This window comes from Dryocola sp. LX212 (assembly GCA_041504365.1).
Classification (GTDB): Bacteria; Pseudomonadota; Gammaproteobacteria; order Enterobacterales; family Enterobacteriaceae; genus Dryocola.
Window position 1 is genome coordinate 3,154,949 of sequence record CP167917.1, and the last position, 17,264, is coordinate 3,172,212.

13 protein-coding genes and 1 tRNA gene are annotated in these 17,264 nt (G+C 53.5%); 6 read left to right on the forward strand and 8 right to left on the reverse strand.

Features of this window, described 5'->3' with window-relative positions:
* Positions 1–76 precede the first annotated feature (76 nt).
* The 4 genes from ACA108_15270 (at position 77) to ACA108_15285 (ending at position 1,737) form a co-directional block, all read left to right on the forward strand.
* Positions 77–153 (forward strand) — tRNA-Pro (locus ACA108_15270).
* Positions 154–335: 182 nt separating this feature from the next.
* A complete protein-coding gene (locus ACA108_15275) occupies positions 336–896 on the forward strand; it encodes a type IV secretion protein Rhs (GenBank protein XEX94731.1) in 561 nt (186 codons plus the stop codon).
* Positions 893–1,237, forward strand: a complete 345-nt coding sequence (locus tag ACA108_15280; protein ID XEX94732.1) for a putative T6SS immunity periplasmic lipoprotein — start codon at positions 893–895, stop codon at positions 1,235–1,237. Before ACA108_15275 ends, ACA108_15280 begins: the two co-directional genes overlap by 4 nt.
* The gene (locus tag ACA108_15285) at positions 1,237–1,737 is read left to right on the forward strand and encodes an Hcp family type VI secretion system effector (protein XEX94733.1); all 501 of its coding nucleotides are present in this window, start codon (positions 1,237–1,239) and stop codon (positions 1,735–1,737) included. The genes ACA108_15280 and ACA108_15285 overlap by 1 nt, the downstream gene beginning before the upstream one ends.
* A gap of 52 nt (positions 1,738–1,789) precedes the next feature.
* Here ACA108_15285 and mgtE read toward each other — a convergent pair whose 3' ends face one another.
* The 6 genes from mgtE to ACA108_15315 all read right to left on the reverse strand — a co-directional run bounded on the left by mgtE (position 1,790) and on the right by ACA108_15315 (position 9,101).
* Entirely contained in the window at positions 1,790–3,217 is a 1,428-nt protein-coding gene (mgtE, locus tag ACA108_15290; GenBank protein XEX94734.1) for a magnesium transporter, read from the reverse strand.
* A gap of 93 nt (positions 3,218–3,310) precedes the next feature.
* Complete coding sequence (locus ACA108_15295) at positions 3,311–4,957, reverse strand: multidrug ABC transporter permease/ATP-binding protein (GenBank protein ID XEX94735.1); 1,647 nt, start codon at positions 4,955–4,957, stop codon at positions 3,311–3,313.
* A 74-nt stretch (positions 4,958–5,031) separates the two neighbouring features.
* The gene (gene alkB / locus ACA108_15300) at positions 5,032–5,682 is read right to left on the reverse strand and encodes a DNA oxidative demethylase AlkB (protein XEX94736.1); all 651 of its coding nucleotides are present in this window, start codon (positions 5,680–5,682) and stop codon (positions 5,032–5,034) included.
* A complete protein-coding gene (ada, locus tag ACA108_15305; protein XEX94737.1) occupies positions 5,682–6,752 on the reverse strand; it encodes a bifunctional DNA-binding transcriptional regulator/O6-methylguanine-DNA methyltransferase Ada in 1,071 nt (356 codons plus the stop codon). Before ada ends, alkB begins: the two co-directional genes overlap by 1 nt.
* 81 nt (positions 6,753–6,833) lie before the next feature.
* Entirely contained in the window at positions 6,834–7,874 is a 1,041-nt protein-coding gene (apbE, locus tag ACA108_15310) for an FAD:protein FMN transferase ApbE (GenBank protein XEX94738.1), read from the reverse strand.
* A gap of 132 nt (positions 7,875–8,006) precedes the next feature.
* Positions 8,007–9,101 (reverse strand): porin OmpC, encoded by a 1,095-nt coding sequence (locus ACA108_15315; GenBank protein XEX94739.1) that lies wholly within the window; start codon positions 9,099–9,101, stop codon positions 8,007–8,009.
* A gap of 872 nt (positions 9,102–9,973) precedes the next feature.
* Here ACA108_15315 and rcsD point away from each other — a divergent pair.
* Together rcsD and rcsB are read left to right on the forward strand one after the other, a co-directional pair.
* Entirely contained in the window at positions 9,974–12,619 is a 2,646-nt protein-coding gene (gene rcsD / locus ACA108_15320) for a phosphotransferase RcsD (protein XEX98127.1), read from the forward strand.
* Between the two features lie 16 nt (positions 12,620–12,635).
* The gene (gene rcsB / locus ACA108_15325; GenBank protein XEX94740.1) at positions 12,636–13,286 is read left to right on the forward strand and encodes a response regulator transcription factor RcsB; all 651 of its coding nucleotides are present in this window, start codon (positions 12,636–12,638) and stop codon (positions 13,284–13,286) included.
* A gap of 586 nt (positions 13,287–13,872) precedes the next feature.
* Here rcsB and rcsC read toward each other — a convergent pair.
* Both rcsC and ACA108_15335 read right to left on the reverse strand, forming a co-directional pair.
* Positions 13,873–16,722: a two-component system sensor histidine kinase RcsC gene (gene rcsC / locus ACA108_15330; GenBank protein ID XEX94741.1), complete on the reverse strand. Its 2,850-nt coding sequence runs from the start codon at positions 16,720–16,722 to the stop codon at positions 13,873–13,875.
* 124 nt (positions 16,723–16,846) lie between these two features.
* Positions 16,847–17,239: an ASCH domain-containing protein gene (locus ACA108_15335; protein ID XEX94742.1), complete on the reverse strand. Its 393-nt coding sequence runs from the start codon at positions 17,237–17,239 to the stop codon at positions 16,847–16,849.
* Between the last annotated feature and the right edge of the window lie 25 nt (positions 17,240–17,264).

The window sequence follows — 17,264 nt, forward strand, 5'->3', positions numbered from 1 at the left end:
TGTCTATTTATAAGGCACTTAGCATGGCATCATCTTGCAATGACCGACAAAAGCGGTAATATTTTTACCCAGTTGTCGGCACGTAGCGCAGCCTGGTAGCGCATCGTCATGGGGTGGCGAGGGTCGAGAGTTCGAATCTCTCCGTGCCGACCAAATCTTTTATCCAGGACAAAGGGTTAATCGAAAGATTAGCCCTTTTTCTTTTTCTGCAGCCCCTTGCCCACAGCGGCCTCCTTCCTCGCTCAGGCTAGATTTGTGGCTTAGACCCCTTCCCTGTGCACCGCTCTAAACCGTACTATTAATGTTCAATTCCATCATGGAGCGGAGGAAATTGAATGCCGGTAGATGAAAGCATAGAACCCACATCAGGTACGCGGATCCAACCCGGAGGGGTAAGACAGCTGACGACAGGAGAAATAGCCTTAGCAAAAAACTTATACGGTTATAGCATTAAATACAGCCAGGTTTGGGTACACAGAGAAAGCTATCTGCCCTTTAATTTGCAGCCTGTCGACGTTGCAATGAGTCCGAACGGCGAGATGTGGTTCAGAGAAGAGACCTACTCCCCGGACTTTTCTTTAGAATTCAAAATCGATAAAAAACACAGATTTATGCATGAGATGATGCATGTCTGGCAATCCCACAAAGGTATGTTCGTCAGAACCAGGGGACTATTCTCACGTTTCGCCGATTACACTTACAGCCTGGATAAAGCTGATTTACTTCACTATGGATTAGAGCAGCAGGCTTCGATAGTCAGTGATTATTGGCTCTTGCTTAACATGGGTTTTGAAGGGAGAAAAGGATTATATGATTATCGAGATTACGATCCTCATGAGTCGATATATTCTCTGATAGCCAGATACAAGGCAGTATTAAAAGGATTTCCCGGATGAAACGACTAATTATTTTACTATCATTCCTGCTGTCAGGCTGTCCGGGCGGAAACCCGCCCCCTCATCCAAGAGCTACGTTCATTGATGGTGAACATCTTTGCTTCAGTTTAGATAGCAAAGATGTGCTCGATTATTATCGCATTGAATCAAATGAAAATATAAAAAATAGCCTGATAACATATGAAGATGACTTACATCTTTCTTACCCCAATGATTGTATAAGTTTCAAATGGCGCTACGGATATTCGTATGCCATTACGTATAGCCTAAATAACAACAAATATGTGCATGAATTTTTTATAGATAACAATGGACGTTTAACCCATCTGGGAGATTTATAATGTCATTACCCGCGTATTTATTTCTTTACGATGAAAAAGGCATGCTAGTCAAGGGCAACTGCACGGCCCCTGGCAGGGAGGGCGCTATCGAAGTGATGAACAGCAGCTATGGGATTAAACTCGGTGTGGACAGCTGCACCGGTAACATGACGGGCGCCCGGCAGCACGATCCCTTTGTTATTCATAAACAGCTTGATAAAGTCAGCCCCTGGCTTGCCGTCGCCGCTTGCGAATCAAAAAGGCTGCAGAAAGCGGTAATCCACTATTATGAGATCGTAGACGCCGGAATAGAAACCGAGGTTTATCGGGTGACGTTAGAAAGCGTTGTCATCGCCTCTTTAGATTTCAGCCACGTTTATTACCCCGGCAGTACAGCACCGAATATGCATGAAGTGGTTGGTTTCAGATCCAGAGGAATTGAGTGGAACTACCTTAAAGGCAATATTAAATATGATGATGCCTGGATAAAACTTCAAAACAGGGAGCAGAACAATCCATAACTGAAAGGGGCGTTAAGCCCAAGCCCCTTGCGTTTAATTAACAGATGTTGCATCAAAGCAGGAAAATTGTCGCCAGTCCGAGAAATATAAAGAAGCCGCCGGTATCCGTCAGGGCGGTGATCATCACGCTGGAACCTACCGCCGGATCTTTTCCGAGCCTGGTCATGATCATGGGGATCAGCACGCCCATTAATGCCGCGACCAGCAGGTTTAAAACCATCGCCAGCGTCATCACCCCACCCAGTGCGGGATCGTCATACAATAGCCAGGTGACGGTGCCCATTACCCCACCCCAGACAATCCCGTTGATCAGCGCCACGCCCAGCTCGCGAAAAACTAAAAACGAGTAGTTACCCGCCTGGATATGCTGCAGGGCCAGCGCGCGAACAATCATGGTAATGGTTTGGTTGCCAGTGTTGCCACCGATCCCCGCCACAATCGGCATTAGCGAGGCCAGGGCCACCAGCTGCGAGATGGTATGTTCGAACATCCCGATGACGCGCGAGGCAACGAACGCCGTGCAAAGGTTTATCGCCAGCCATGCCCAGCGCGCTTTAACCGCCTTGCTCACCGGTGCAAAAACATCTTCTTCCGCGCTTAAGCCACCCATGCGGCGTAAATCGCTATCCGTTTCCTCATAAACTACGTCAATGATTTCATCGATGGTAAGGCGACCCATCAGCCTGCCCGCAGCGTCGATGACGGCGGCGCTGATAAGGTTATCCCTTTCAAAGGTGCGGGCCGCAGTCTCGTCGTGATCTTCGGGGGCAAAGCACGTCGGGTTATCATCCATCACCTTCAGTACAGGTGTTTCAGGGGAGTGAAGCAGGATGGTGGTCAGACCCAGTTCGCCCAACAGCGTCTTGTCGCGGCTGGTGACAAACAGTTTATCGGTGTTTTCCGGCACCCTGCCACGCAGGCGGAGATAACGCTGAACAACGCCCAGCGTAACGTCGGCACGTACGGTTATCACCTCAAAGTCCATGATCGCGCCGACGCTGTGCTTGTCGTAGTGCAGGACTTTCCGCACCTGGGTGCGTGAATCCTGAGGTAGCGTAGACAGCAGGCGCCCCATCAGGTCACGGGGGAGATACTGCGCAAGATAGATCTGGTCGTCGATATCGAGCGGGGCCAGCGCTCTCAGCAGCTCTTTATCGCTCATATCTTCGATAAGGTCGTCCCAGACGGTTTCTGACGCTTCAATCAGTACCGGTCCGCGCTTGCTTTCTTTGACCAGGCTCCACAGCGCGTCACGCTCTTCGCTGGGCAGCGCTTCGAGCACGTCCGCAAGGTCAGGGGCCGGCAGCCGGGTAACCAGTTCGACAAGTTCGTTAATATCCTGCTCTGGCGTTTGCGCATCGGGCGAAGGTAAACGCCCGAGAAGGCCGCTGGCGACGGCTTTATTGGTGAGAAGGATCTGGAGGATTCGGGCGCGATCTTCGGCGCGCTCTCTGGTGCTGTACTTAGGCGTGGCTGACATCTTGCGTTTTTCCCTGATAACGACGACGTTAGTTATAGCTTTAAGCCGCCCAGAAAACAAAAAACCAGCCTTTAACAGCTGGTTTTTTAATATTTAACTTCCCGTTCTGGCTACCGCATCCCGGGATGCGCTGTCACGTTCGTGCCCGGTCAGTTCGCTAAGCTGCCCTTTACGCATCTCCAGCAGGCGATCGGCGTGGATAAAGTAGTGGTCGTCGTGGCTGATGGCGAAAATCGTTTTGCCCATCTGCTGCATCAGCGGCAGCAGCTCCTGGTAAAACTCCCGGCGGAAGTGGGGATCCTGATCGGCGGCCCACTCGTCGAGCAGGATAATGTCCCGCTCTTCTGCCAGCGCCAACAGCAACGCCACGCGTTTTTTCTGCCCTTTGGAGAGCTTCAGATTGAGGATGGTGCTGTTGTCCAGCTCCAGCTTTTCGCTCATTTTCAGGCGTTCAAGCCAGCTGGCAACCAGCTCGGGCTTAGCCTGTGCACCCTGCTGCCCCAGCAGCCGGTCGAACAGCCAGACGTCGGTAAAGACCGCGGAGAAGAGCTTGCGGTAGTCGTCCATACTGCCGGCGTCGATCTGCCTGCCGTCGAGGTAAATCGCGCCGGAAACCGGGTGATAAAGGCCGGTCAACAGCATCGCCAGCGTCGATTTTCCGCTGCCGTTGCCGCCAATCAGGAAGATGAGTTCGCCGCGTTCAATCTTCAGATTCAGCGGCCCGACGGAAAAGGCGTTGTCGCCATATTTAAAGACGACGTCGCGCATCTCCAGCGTCTGCCACTGCCCCGCTTCTTTAGAGCGAGGGAAAGTCGCGTCGTAAGGGGCGAGCTCAAATTTTTTCAACTTGTTGAACGCCACCTGTGCGCTTAGCAGCGTCGGCAGCGCACCAACGGCGGAAAGCATCGGCGTACGCAGGAAAAGCAGCGTCAGCGAGAAGGTCGCAGCGACGTTAGTATCCGACCAGCCGAGGCTATTAGCCATCCAGAACACCAGGCCAATCACGCCCAGCATCATAATATTTGACCAGTTAACGGCGCTCAGGTGGAAGGTGTCGGCGCGAATAATATGGCTGCGGTAATCGCTGGCGTGAGGAACATAGGTATCTTCGTAAAGGCGTTCAGCACGCTCGCGGTTCAGCGCCAGCTCTTTACGGCCTTCGATAACCGTCTGGTAATCGTTATAAAGCTGATCCTCGATGTCGCGCAACCTGGCGAGATGCTTATAGACGCGGGCCACCAGCACGAAGCCGCCGAAAATCGTAATCGCCACCCAGACGGCGGTCACCGCCAGCATTTTTGGCGAGAGCCACGCCAGATACGCGGCAGAACCGAAGGTCAAAATGATCCCCTGCACCAGCTCGGGCAAGCGCACGAAGGCGATGGTGATGTTACGCACGTCACTGGTCAGGCCCGCTAGCAGCGCAGCGCTGCCAAGCTGCTCAACGCGCTCGACGTGGGTGTCCATCAGGCGCTTAATGAATTCACTGCGCAGGCGGTAGACGAAATGGTGGCCGAGCGTGGTAAGCGCCAGCTGCGAGCCAAGCGTTACCGCCATCAGAAGCAGCAGCAGACCGAGGAACTCGGGGAGTACCGACAGAGAAATATCCGGGGTTTCAATCAGCCGCTGGTTGATAAAGGCAATCAGGCCGATGCCCAGCGCGGCGCTGGCGAGGCTCAGGACCATCACCATGATAAATGGCCAGCGGTACTGCCGGTAAACTACGCGTAAAAGTTCCATCACTCACTACCCGAAAACAAAAACAGCGAGCAGTTTAAACGGCAACGCGTCCACAGCAAGAATAATTCTTATTTTTATTCGCTTTTTGATGTACTGCGAAAGGTGAGGTTGTACCGGACCTCGCCCGTGGCAGCATGTTGTCCCGGCTTGAGCGGTAAAATACCGTGGTAAAACAGGCGTGACGCCCCGCCCCAGACTACAACGTCGCCGTGCTCCAGCATTACTCTTTGAAGGGGATCGTTACGTTTCAGTCCGCCAAACTGAAAAACTGCGGGCAGGCCGAGCGAAACGGAAACGATGGGCTGCTGCAGGTTCGGCTCGTCCTTATCCTGGTGCAGCGACAGCTTCGCCCCGGGGACATAGCGGTTGATAAGACAGGCATCTGGTGAGAAGCCGGGATAGCCTGCTGCGGCAGAAGCGGCATCGGACAATGCCCGGAAAACCTGTGGCATAGCGGGCCAGCGTTTTCCGGTAAGTGGGTCGTCCGGGGAATAGAGGTAGCCGTACCGATCAGTCGTCCAGCCTCTCTCGCCGCAGTTAGTCATCGCCACTGACATGGTATAGCCGCCCGGCGTGACCATCTGGCGAAACGGTGAGCGCCGGGCAACGTCCGCAATCTGCGCAATTAGCTCGTCTGCCTGAGAGCGGGCGAATCGCCGCAGGATCATGGCTCCGTCCGCCAGCGGCTCCTGCCAGGGAGATTCATCCGCAAAGAGATCCAACATTATTCTTTCCTCTGCTGCGCTTCCAGATCAAGAAGCAGCTGCTTGCGCTCAACGCCCCAGCGATAACCGGAAAGCGCGCCGTCGTTGCGCACAACACGATGGCAGGGGATAACGACGGCCAGCCGGTTTGCGGCACAGGCCCCCGCCACTGCCCTGATCGCTTTCGGATTACCCATTCGTTCGGCAATCTGCCGGTAGCTGACCGTTTCGCCCACCGGAATAGCCCGCAGCGTCTGCCAGACCTGCCGCTGGAATGCCGTACCCTGGATATCAAGGGGCAATTCGAATGCCCGGCCAGGATGGTCAAGATAGCTCACCACGCCTGCGACACGCTTCGCAAACGCCTCGTTGCCCGCTGCCACGGTAGCCTGCGGAAACAGCGACTCCAGTTCGGCAATTAATTCTTCTGGCGCGTTACCTAACAGTATGGCGCAAATCCCCCGCTCGCTCTCGGCAACCAGAAACTCGCCCAGCTGGCAGGTGCCCACAACAAACTGGATGGTCGCGCTTTTGCCGCCCTGGCGATACTGACGAGCCGTCATGCCCAGCGTGGTATCGGCCTGTTGATAGAAACCGCTGCCCGACTGAAAACCAGCGTCATAGGCGGCCTGGGTAACGGTATCACTTTTCGTAAGCTGCTCGCGCAGCCGCCGGGCGCGCAGCGCCTTTTGCCAGGCGGAGGGGGTCACGCCGACGATACTTTTAAAGATGCGATGGAAATGAAAAGGGCTCATTGCCATGCTGGCAGCCACGGCTTCAAGCGTCAGGCTCTCCGGGCTGGCCTCCATGATGCGGCACGCCTGCATGATGCGTTCCACACGCTGCTGATCCGGGGCGAGCTTATCCGGTTGGCAGCGTTTGCAGGGGCGAAAACCTGCCGCTGATGCCGCGTCAGGACTCTGGAAAAAAAGCACATTTTTGCGCAGCGGATGACGCGCGGTACAGGAAGGACGGCAGAAAATACCGGTCGTCCTGACGGCAAAAACAAACTCACCGTCAGCCTGGCCATCTCGGGTTTCCACGGCCTGCCAGCGGCGCTCATCAGCGGTAACGTCATTCTTCGTTTTCATGACCTGCTCCTCTGTTTGCTGTCACAGGATGACTTTGCCACGCTTGCAGGGACGGAAAACCCACATTCTTGCTTTCTAATTCTACTCGCCCAGCAGGAAGGTTTTAAACTGCGGCGACATCCAGGTAGAGAAACCGTCGCCCTCTTTAGTAATAAGGTAGACCGCCAGGCCCTCATTCTGGGCAACCTGCTTCGCTTTTTCCGTACCGAGGACCATCAGCCCCGTGTCCCAACCGTCGGCTTCCAGCGCCGTAGTGGCGATAACCGTGGCGGATACCAGCCTGTGCTGGATAGGTGCCCCGGTCGTCGGGTCGATAACGTGCGACAAGCGTTTGCCATCCAGCTCGTAGTAATTGCGGTAGCTGCCCGAGGTGCTGATCCCGTGACCGTTCAGATCGACCACCGCCTGTACGGCGTTTTCCCGGTCGGTCGGTTTCTGAATCGCCACGCGCCAGGCCTTGCCGTCCGGGTTAGTGCCACGCGTCACCACCGCTCCACCGACGGAAACCAGATAGCGGCCAATGCCGTTTTGCTCCATCAGGCGCGCCAGGTGGTCTGCAGCGTACCCCTCCCCTACGGTTGAGAGATCGACATACAGACCCGGCAGATTTTTTTGCAGCCACTGCTCGCCTGCCTGATTAATCACTTTCAGGTGCTGCAGGCCGGTCAGTGCCCTTGCCGCGGCAATCTGAGCTTGGTCCGGCGTCTTCACCGGCTGTTTATCCGGGCCGAACCCCCACAGGTTAACCAGCGGACCAACCGTAATATCCATTGCGCCATCGGTTTTCGCGCCAATTCGCAGCGAGAGCGTCACGATGTCGCTCATCCCTTCGCTGACCCGGTAAGGTTCGGTACTGCGGGACTGGTTAAAACGCGACAGCGCGGAATCTGATTTATAAGTCGACAGCAGGCGGTCGTCGGCGTCCAGCTGAGCCTGAATTTTCGCGCGTAGCTCGCTCTGGCGGGTTTTATCGACGCCTGCCAGGCTGGCACGCCAGAAGGTGCCCATGGTTTTACCTTCCAGCACCATACCCGTGCTTTCTTTGGCTGGCTGATTATCGCACCCGGCAAGTACAAGAAGTGCCACGGCGAACAGGCCACGGCGAAGCAATTGTCGTTCCATTGGTGTCTTTCTCCAGTTCTGAGGCGCAAGAGTATACCAAAAGGGGAAAGGGATGAGGCAAAGCGGAAGTTTTGTTGAGCTTACAGAAAGAACAAAGGCGCCCTGAGGCGCCTTTGACAACGAATGTCGGACTTAGAACTGGTAAACCAGACCCAGTGCAACGATATCGTCGGTACCTATGCTAGAAGCGCGGGTGAAATCGTTTTCGTCCAGCAGGTTGATTTTGTAATCAACATAGGTGGACATGTTTTTGTTGAAGTAGTAAGTCGCGCCAACATCAACATATTTCAGCAGGTCCTGATCGCCGTAACCTTCGATGTCCTTACCTTTGGACTGCAGGTAAGCCACGGAAGGACGCAGACCGAAGTCAAACTGGTACTGAGCAACAACTTCGAAGTTCTGTGCTTTGTTAGCAAAGCCCAGGTCGCCTGCGCGAGTTGCGTTGTAGGTCTGAGTGAACTGAGTTGCCAGGTAAACGTTGTTCGCGTCGTATTTCACGCCGCCGGTGTAAGTTTCAGCACGGTCACCTTCGCCAAGCAGCATTTCATTCTGGTCAGTCGTACGCTTGGAGCTGGCGATTGCAGAACCTACGCTAAAGCCTTCGCCCAGATCGTAAGTCAGGGAGCCGCCGAAGCCGTCACCGTTCTGACGCTGTGCGCCACGGCCGTTGTTGGTCGCGCCGCCGCCTTCACCAGATGGACTGCCGTTTTTACCCTGGTACTGAAGAGCAAAGTTCAGGCCGTCAACCAGACCGAAGAAGTCGGTGTTACGGTAAGTAGCAACGCCGTTAGCACGGGATTGCAGGAAGTTGTCGGCACCGTATGTATCGCCGCCGAACTCTGGCAGAACATCGGTCCAGGAAGTTACGTCGTAAACAACGCCGTAGTTACGACCGTAGTCGAAAGAGCCGTAGTCAGCAAAGCGCAGACCAGCAAACGCCAGACGAGTCCAGGAGTTGTTTTCGCTTTCAGCGCTGTTGCCCTGAATCTGGTATTCCCACTGACCGTAACCGGTCAGCTGGTCGTTTACCTGAGTTTCGCCTTTGAAGCCCAGACGCATATAAGTCTGGTCGCCGTCTGCGCCGTCGTCATCAGAGAAGTAGTGCAGGCCATCAACTTTACCGTACAGATCTAATTTGTTGCCGTCTTTGTTATAAATTTCGGCCGCATGAGCGGTGCCTGCTACCAGCAGAGCTGGAACCAGGAGGGACAGTACTTTAACTTTCACGTTATTAACCCTCTGTTATATGCCTTTTTATATGCCACTGCTTACTGATTAGCCTCTAATCAGTCGGCGACACATTGTCCGAAACAAATCCAGATTAATCCAACAAGAATATGATACTAAAACTATATAGATGTTTCAAACATCAATGCGGATGTTTCAGGATGTGAATTTCAGGGAACTTTTTCTAGCACAAATAGCTAAAAACATAAGCACTAATAATCAAAAAACCATAAAAAAATAATAAAATCAATTAATTACATAATCAACAAGCAAGTAGCACTGAATGACAAAATATTTTCACAATTAATCTATAAAATACTAACCGCTATCATCATTAACTTTATTTATTACCGTCATTCAGCTCTGAATGCCTGTTTATTCCTATTAATGCCGGATGCTTGCATCCGGTTTTTTTTACTCTTCTTTACGTAACTTTAATAGTTTTGTGCTACGCGCTAAAAACATAACCACTATTAAGTAATCACCTGACGAAATAAAATTCCCACCATTGGCTATCAAGATAATTCTTAGGCGTGTTACTCTTTGAAAACAATCTGTTCAGGACATTAAGCTGTACGCCTGCCGACCAATTAGTACAAAAAAGAGCATCAGGATGTCTTTTTGAACCTCTCGTCCAGGCGGCTTTTTCGATGGCTTCTCAATAACCTGGCAAAGTACAGTTTTGCCCGTATACTCCATGTGTTTAAAACAGAGACGATGACGCCAACGCCCGTTAAAGGTATTCTACGGGCGGGTGCGTTTAATGCGTCCCTCACGGTTGCAGCGCCTGCGACAGGCAGGTGCCATGGTAAGTTTTCTTGAGTGGCGAGTTTTCGCCTGGTTACGCGCTAATAATGAGTCAGTCAGACGGCATGATCCCGAATAAATTTTCCCTCATCCCCGGCAATATCACGCGCTTCTTTCTGTTGTTGATCGTTGTGCTGCTTGTTGCTATGGGAGTGATGGTACAGAGCGCCGTTAACGCCTGGCTGAAAGACAAAAGTTACCAGATAGTCGACATCACCCATGCGCTACACAAACGTGTCGATACCTATCGCTATGCCACATGGCAGATCTACGACAATATTGCGGCCACCCCGGCCTCATCGACGGGTGACGGTTTGCAGGAAACGCGCCTGCGCCAGGACGTTTACTATCTGGAAAAGCCCCGCCGTAAAACCGAAGCGCTGATTTTTGGCTCCCATGACAGCTCCACCCTTGAGATGACGCAGCGAATCTCCAGCTATTTGGATACGCTCTGGGGCGCTGAAAGCAGCCCATGGTCAATGTATTATCTCAATGGCCAGGATAACAGCATGATCCTGGTCTCGACCCTGCCGCTGAAAGATCTCTCATCAGGCTTCAAAGAAACCGGCGTCGGCACCATCGTCGATTCCCGCCGGGCAGAGATGCTGCAGCAGGCCAATGCGCTGGATGAACGCGAAAGCTTCTCTCGCCTGCGCCGTTTGGCCTGGCAGAATGGGCACTACTTTACCCTGCGTACCACCTTTAACCAGCCGGGGCATCTGGCCACGGTTGTCGCCTTTGATCTGCCGATCAACGATCTTATTCCTCCTTCGATGTCTCTTGACAGCTTCCAGCTGGAACCCGATGACTCGCTTTCAGCGCCTCTGGCAACTGATAAAGAGGGCCCGGACAGCGTCACCATCAACTTTAATAGCGCTCGTATCGAGATAGCTTCCCCGCTGGCCAGCACGCATTTACGTCTGGTCTGGCAAGTGCCGTTTGGCACACTGCTGATGGACACCCTGCAAAACATTTTGCTGCCGCTTCTGCTTAATATAGGGCTGCTGGCGCTGGCGCTGTTTGGCTTTACCACCTTCCGCCAGCAGGCCCCGCGCGCCGCTGAAACAACAGTGGGTGTCAGTAATGAACTGCAAACCCTGCGCGCATTAAATGAAGAGATTGTCGCCCTGCTGCCGCTGGGCCTGCTGGTGCATGACCTCGATGCCAACCGAACGGTGATCAGCAATAAAATTGCCGATCACCTGCTGCCGCATCTCAATCTGCAAAATATCATCGCTATGGCAGACCAGCATCAGGGCGTGATTCAGGCCACCATCAACAACGAACTCTATGAGATTCGCCAGTTCCGCAGCCAGATCGCGCCCCGCACGCAAATTTTTGTTATCCGCGATCAGGACAGGGAAATCCTCGTTAATAAGAAGCTCAAACAGGCCCAGCGCCTGTATGAGAAGAATCAGCAGGGCCGTGTGGCCTTTATGCAACACATCGGAGAAGCCTTGCAGTTACCGGTAAAAAACCTTGCAGAGAGTGCAGCAAAAATCAATACTCCGGAACACATCCATCTTGCGAATGAAGCACAAACTATTATTCGCCTTGTTGATGAAATCCAGCTATTGAACCAGCTTGAAACCGATAGCTGGAAAATTAACGCCACGGAGTTTGCGATTCAGCCGCTGGTGGATGAAGTCGCGCTGGAGATGCTGCCGATCATAAAGCGTAAGGGTCTGCAACTGCTGATTAATAACCAGCTGCCGGCTGACGAGGTGCGTCATGGTGACCGTGAAGCGCTGCGCAAAATATTGCAGCTGCTGCTTCATTACTCCGTGACCACCACGCAGATTGGTAAAATAACGCTTGAGATATGTGAAGAAGAATCCGCGCCGGAGCGCCTGCTGTTCCGCGTGCTGGACACCGGAGAAGGCATCGGAAACGATGAAATCGACAACCTGCATTTCCCATTCCTCAACGAAACGAGTGAAGACCGCTACGGCAAAGCCCACGGCCTGACGTTTTATCTGTGCGATCAGCTTTCTCGTAAGCTTGGTGGACATCTCTCCATCAAGTCTCGCCAGGATATCGGCACGCGTTACAATCTGCATGTTTTAATGACCGCAGAACCGCAGCCGGACGACCAGAATGAGAAACTGCTGGATGAAGTGGTGGCAATGCTGGATATTACATCCAACGAAGTGCGTCACATCGTCACCCGCCAGTTGGAAAACTGGGGTGCGGATTGCATCACGCCCGACGAAAGATTAGCCAGTCAAGAATTTGATATCTTCGTCACTGATAATCCGTCTAATCTTACATCTTCAGGCTTGCTTTTAAGCGATGATGAAAACGGAATGCGGAAAATAGGCCCTGGCCAGTTCCGGGTTAACTTTAATATCAGCGCGGCTTTGCAGGATGCGGTGCTAGGGCTGATAGAAGAGCAGCTGACGCGTGAAGAGTTGCCCGAGTCGCCGTCAGGCGGTGACGAAACCGCACAACTCCATGCCAGCGGCTATTACTCGCTGTTTGTCGACACGGTACCGGAAGACGTCAGTAGATTATATACTGAATCAGCAGCAAGCGATTTTGCTGCACTGGCGCAAACGGCGCACCGCCTTAAAGGCGTGTTTGCTATGCTAAATCTGGTACCGGGCAAGCAGTTATGTGAAACGTTAGAGCATCACATTCGCGAGAGTGATGTTGCCAACATACAAAAATATATCAGCGACATTGACGCTTACGTCAAAAGTTTGCTGTAGCAAGGTAGCCTATTACATGAACAGTATGAACGTAATTATTGCCGACGACCATCCGATTGTCCTGTTCGGCATTCGTAAATCACTCGAGCAGATCGAGTGGGTGAATGTTGTCGGTGAGTTTGAAGATTCCACAGCACTTATCAATAACTTACCAAAATTAGACGCGCACGTGCTCATTACCGATCTCTCCATGCCTGGAGATAAATACGGCGATGGCATCACGCTGATTAAATACATCAAGCGTCACTTCCCATCAATTTCCATCATTGTGCTAACGATGAACAATAACCCGGCGATTCTAAGCGCCGTGCTGGATCTGGATATCGAAGGGATTGTGCTGAAGCAAGGCGCACCAACCGATCTGCCTAAAGCGCTGGCCGCTCTGCAGAAAGGCAAGAAATTCACGCCGGAGAGCGTCTCCCGCCTGCTGGAGAAAATCAGCGCTGGCGGTTACGGCGACAAGCGTCTGTCGCCTAAAGAGAGCGAAGTGCTGCGCCTGTTCGCGGAGGGTTTCCTGGTCACAGAGATTGCCCGTAAGCTGAACCGCAGTATCAAAACCATCAGTAGTCAGAAAAAGTCAGCGATGATGAAACTGGGCGTTGAGAACGATATTGCCCTGCTGAACTATCTCTCCTCGGTAAGCCTGTCTCCGGCTGACAAAGACTAACTTCTTCTGAGCCCCCTCTCCCGGGGGCTGTTTCTTATATGGCGGCGATTTAAGCCCGACCCAACATCCTCGCGTCAACTTCTATGAATGGCCCATCTCCGGCGTCGCTGTAGGTTTCAAAGCGATGCGTTTTCCGAAGTTATTTCTGGCTTAAAGCGACACCCTGTTCCCGGCTTAAATCGCTCCGGTTTTTGCCCTTCAGGCAGGGTCACGTTGTCGGGAACAACGTGAGAGAGCGATCGTCGGACAAAATAGTGAAGCATTTTGAACAACGCTTGCGTTGGCCACGAAGTGGTTCGGCACAAAGTGCCGAATAAACGAATCGCGAACGACCCTGCATGTTGGGTTAAAACCGGAGTTTACCGCTTCAGCGGCGATTTATTTGCCGGGCGCCGGGGTCGTCAGGGGGATGGCGTAATCCCCATGACACGTTCACCGTTAACAACGGTTACAGAGATAAACAGACGTTAAGGTGAACGGAATGGCAACGGAGATATCAGAGTTCACTCTGACTGATTGCCAGAGTGAGTTGTGACTAAGAGACAACTCCTGCGGGAGGGGAAGCCTTTGGCTTTACATCCCGCGCTTATACTCTTCCGCTTCTTACCCGCGCCGCATAGACCGCCAGCGTCTGCTTAATCACGTCCAGCGTCACCGGTTTCGACAGGCAGCTGTCCATGCCCGATTCAATACAGCGCTGTTTTTCTTCGGCAAGGGCGTTCGCCGTCACGCCGATCACCGGCAGCGTCAGGCCCAGCTGACGAATACGTTGCGTCAGGCGATAGCCATCCATGTTTGGCATGTTCACATCGCTCAGCACGATATCAATATGGTTTTTGCTCAGCACGTTGAGCGCATCCACCCCGTCATTGGCCGTCTTACACTGGTAGCCCAGCGATCCCAGCTGATCCGCAAGCAGGCGGCGATTTATCGGATGATCGTCAACCACGAGGATCATCATGTCGTCGTTCTGCTCGTTGATCTGCGCCGGAGACGGCAGCGCGGAGGGGCTACCAGGCACGTCAACATCAATACTGTAGATACGGCCCAGTAGCGTCAGTAGATCGTGGGGCGCCGCCACGCTGTGTACCCAGCAGCCCGGCGACTGCTCCTGAGGAATGCCGATGTGGCGACGGCAGAAGATAATCGCCGCACGCCCTGACCATGGCGTTTCCAGCGCGTCGTCGGTGATCAGTACGTCGTCACTGCCGGGCGTCTCCCCGCTGTAAATGCCGGTTTGAATGTTATTCATGGACAGCAGCGATTCCAGATAGCCGCTTAAAGAGGCATTTCTGACCGCCAGCCAGCAGCGCTTCTTAGCCAGTCCGTCAACCTGCGCGTGCGGAGCAGCCACGGCTGAATAAAGCGGTATACGGATTGTGAACTGGCTGCCCATCCCCGCTTCGGTATCAACCGAGATATCGCCGTCCATCATGCTGATAAGTTTTTCGCAAATAGCCAGGCCCAGCCCGGTCCCCTGGAAGTTACGCTGCACCCCGGTACCCACCTGGAAGAACGGATCGAACAGACGCGTCACTTCTTTGCCCGGTATCCCAACGCCGGTATCCCGCACCCGGAAGCTCAGGTAATCCCCGGTTACCGACACGTGCAGAATAATACAGCCTACATCCGTGAACTTAATGGCGTTGCTCAGCAGGTTAGAGATCACCTGCTGCAGACGCATCGGATCGCCCTGCAGCGTCAGCGGCACGTCCGGCTCGATGAAACAGTAAAGCCCCAGCTGCTTGCGCACCACCAGCGGCAGATAGTTGGCGGTGATGTGGCTCATCACTTCACGCGGTGAGAACTCGCGCGGTTCAATCTTCAGCTGTTCGGATTCAATTTTCGAGAAGTCCAGAATGTCGCTGATGATTTTCAGCAGCAGGCTGGAGGAGTTGTTCATCGCCGTCACCAGGCGATCCACCCCTTTCGGCAGCGCTTTGGTTTGCAGCAGATCCAGGTTACCGATGATGCCGTAGAGCGGCGTGCGCAGCTCATGGCTGACGGTAGCAAGGAACATGGATTTGGACTGGCTCGCCTGTTCGGATGCCTGCGCCATCTCCTGCAATGACTCTTCCATCTTCACTCGCGCGCTGACGTCTACCAGCACACAAATCGCTACGTTTTCATTGCGATAGCGTGAATGCACGAAGCTTATTTGCAGGTTGGTGTGATTGCTGGTCAGCACGTCGACAAAATTAACCTGCTGGCCACAGATGATTTTGGTGAGCTGCTGCCGGTCTTCATGGGTCAGCATGTTCAGGTAGTTGTGGGCGAGCTCGTTACTCAGAATATTCGTGCCGTCCTGGGTGCGCAGGATACAGATACCTACCGGCGCCGAGGCAACAATTTTGCGGTTGAACTGCTCGTGCTCTTCCAGACGCTGGGCGTCGTTTTCCGCCGGGATAAATATCCTTCGCTCATACATGCGCGCAAGCGTAAACAGCGCGCCCCCCACCAGCACATTCAGCAGCACCGCATTGAGTATCAGCATGCGGATGCGTTCAAGCACGGTATCAACCGGCACGGAATAGATAACGCTCAGGGACGACGGCGGCAGGTTCTTCTTCAGCACCAGCTGCTTAAAGCCTGACGAGTAGCCAAACCAGTTGCGCTCCTGCACCCAAGGCGCCTGGGGCTCGATGCTGGTCTCCGAGCCGGTCAGGGAGATCAACGGATGGTTATTCTCATCGAGAATGGTAACGCCCACCGGCAGCGTGCCCGGCGTCAGGAAGTTTTCCATGCGCACCGTCTGTTCGATGCCAAGCAGTGCCTGCAGGCGGTTTGCCAGATAAACGGGGGTTAAAGTATAGAAGTATCCGATGCCCGGACGCGGCCCCTGGCCAATCCAGTAAATGCTGTTGCCGCGCTCGTCCTGCGGCGCGCTGCGATATTTCATGATCCGTTCGTGCAGCGTTTTCAACGCCTTTTCGCGCTCAAGAGGCATGTTTCTGAGGCCAAAGTCCGCTATACAAAGGTTCTCGCCGCCGATCAGGAACACGCGATTCAGGTCGTAGGCGGCAGAGAAGTTATCGCGCCAGTAGCGCAGAAACCAGGAGAGCGACTGCAGGGAGCTGCGCCAGGATGTGCTCACCGCCGAGCAGTCGGAATCGGGAAACAGCGGCATAAAATCAGGGGCTTCGATTTTGCTTTCGTCCCGCTCGATAGTCGGTAGCACGCCGTTGGTCGCCGTAAGGCGGTTTTCCGCGATGTACTTCAGCTCTTTCATGACGTCCGACGTGCGCTGGATGTAGCGCTGGGCCTGATCGAAACTGGTGTTTAGCTCCTGACGAATATCTGACTCTTTTTCATGCAGCGCATTAACGATATAGAAGACGGAAAAAAGAGCGATCAGCAGCCACAGCAAAAGTGCCAGCGCCCTGAAAAGATAGCGGGAGATCTTAAGCGTACTGCGGAAAGAGACGAGATATTTCAATTTGAGCCTGGTCGCGGAAAATCATAAGGTTGGGATGCCGTTAAGGTAGCCGCAAAAGCCACAACCCGCAACGGCAGAACGCTGATTTTCCCCATCGCGCCTGACGCCCGATGAGGAAGGATAATCAAAACTTTTCGAGCACCTTAAAGTCCATCAGCACCAGCGTCATATCCGGGGAGAACAGCTCGTACTCCTCAAAAAAGCGTTGATGCTCGCGGCGCCAGTAGGCCAGGGTTTTATCGCCCTCACCTTCCGCCAGAGCATGGGCTTCGTCCACCTGATCGAAAGGCTTCATATCGACCGTGGTCAGCTCTATCGCACAAACCGGTTCGTTCTTGCCGTCCACCACCACGAAGATATCCCCAGGCTGAGGAATACCCTCGCCGTCAAGATTGGAGCAGGTCGCCGTTTTCACGCCGTCAAGCACCAGCTTCGCCAGTTCATCCGCCTGACGCTCCGTGTCGCCGAACGCCCAGCGCTCTACATTTTCATACTTCTCAGGGATAGCCATTGTCATACCTTTATAAATGAGCTCTTCATAC

Coding starts and splice junctions, on each gene's coding strand:
- ACA108_15275 (XEX94731.1), top strand. CDS start 336: ATGCCGGTAGATGAAAGCATAGAACCCACATCAGGTACGCGGATCCAA.
- ACA108_15280 (XEX94732.1), top strand. CDS start 893: ATGAAACGACTAATTATTTTACTATCATTCCTGCTGTCAGGCTGTCCG.
- ACA108_15285 (XEX94733.1), top strand. CDS start 1,237: ATGTCATTACCCGCGTATTTATTTCTTTACGATGAAAAAGGCATGCTA.
- mgtE (XEX94734.1), bottom strand. CDS start 3,217: ATGTCAGCCACGCCTAAGTACAGCACCAGAGAGCGCGCCGAAGATCGC.
- ACA108_15295 (XEX94735.1), bottom strand. CDS start 4,957: ATGGAACTTTTACGCGTAGTTTACCGGCAGTACCGCTGGCCATTTATC.
- alkB (XEX94736.1), bottom strand. CDS start 5,682: ATGTTGGATCTCTTTGCGGATGAATCTCCCTGGCAGGAGCCGCTGGCG.
- ada (XEX94737.1), bottom strand. CDS start 6,752: ATGAAAACGAAGAATGACGTTACCGCTGATGAGCGCCGCTGGCAGGCC.
- apbE (XEX94738.1), bottom strand. CDS start 7,874: ATGGAACGACAATTGCTTCGCCGTGGCCTGTTCGCCGTGGCACTTCTT.
- rcsD (XEX98127.1), top strand. CDS start 9,974: ATGATCCCGAATAAATTTTCCCTCATCCCCGGCAATATCACGCGCTTC.
- rcsB (XEX94740.1), top strand. CDS start 12,636: ATGAACAGTATGAACGTAATTATTGCCGACGACCATCCGATTGTCCTG.
- ACA108_15335 (XEX94742.1), bottom strand. CDS start 17,239: ATGACAATGGCTATCCCTGAGAAGTATGAAAATGTAGAGCGCTGGGCG.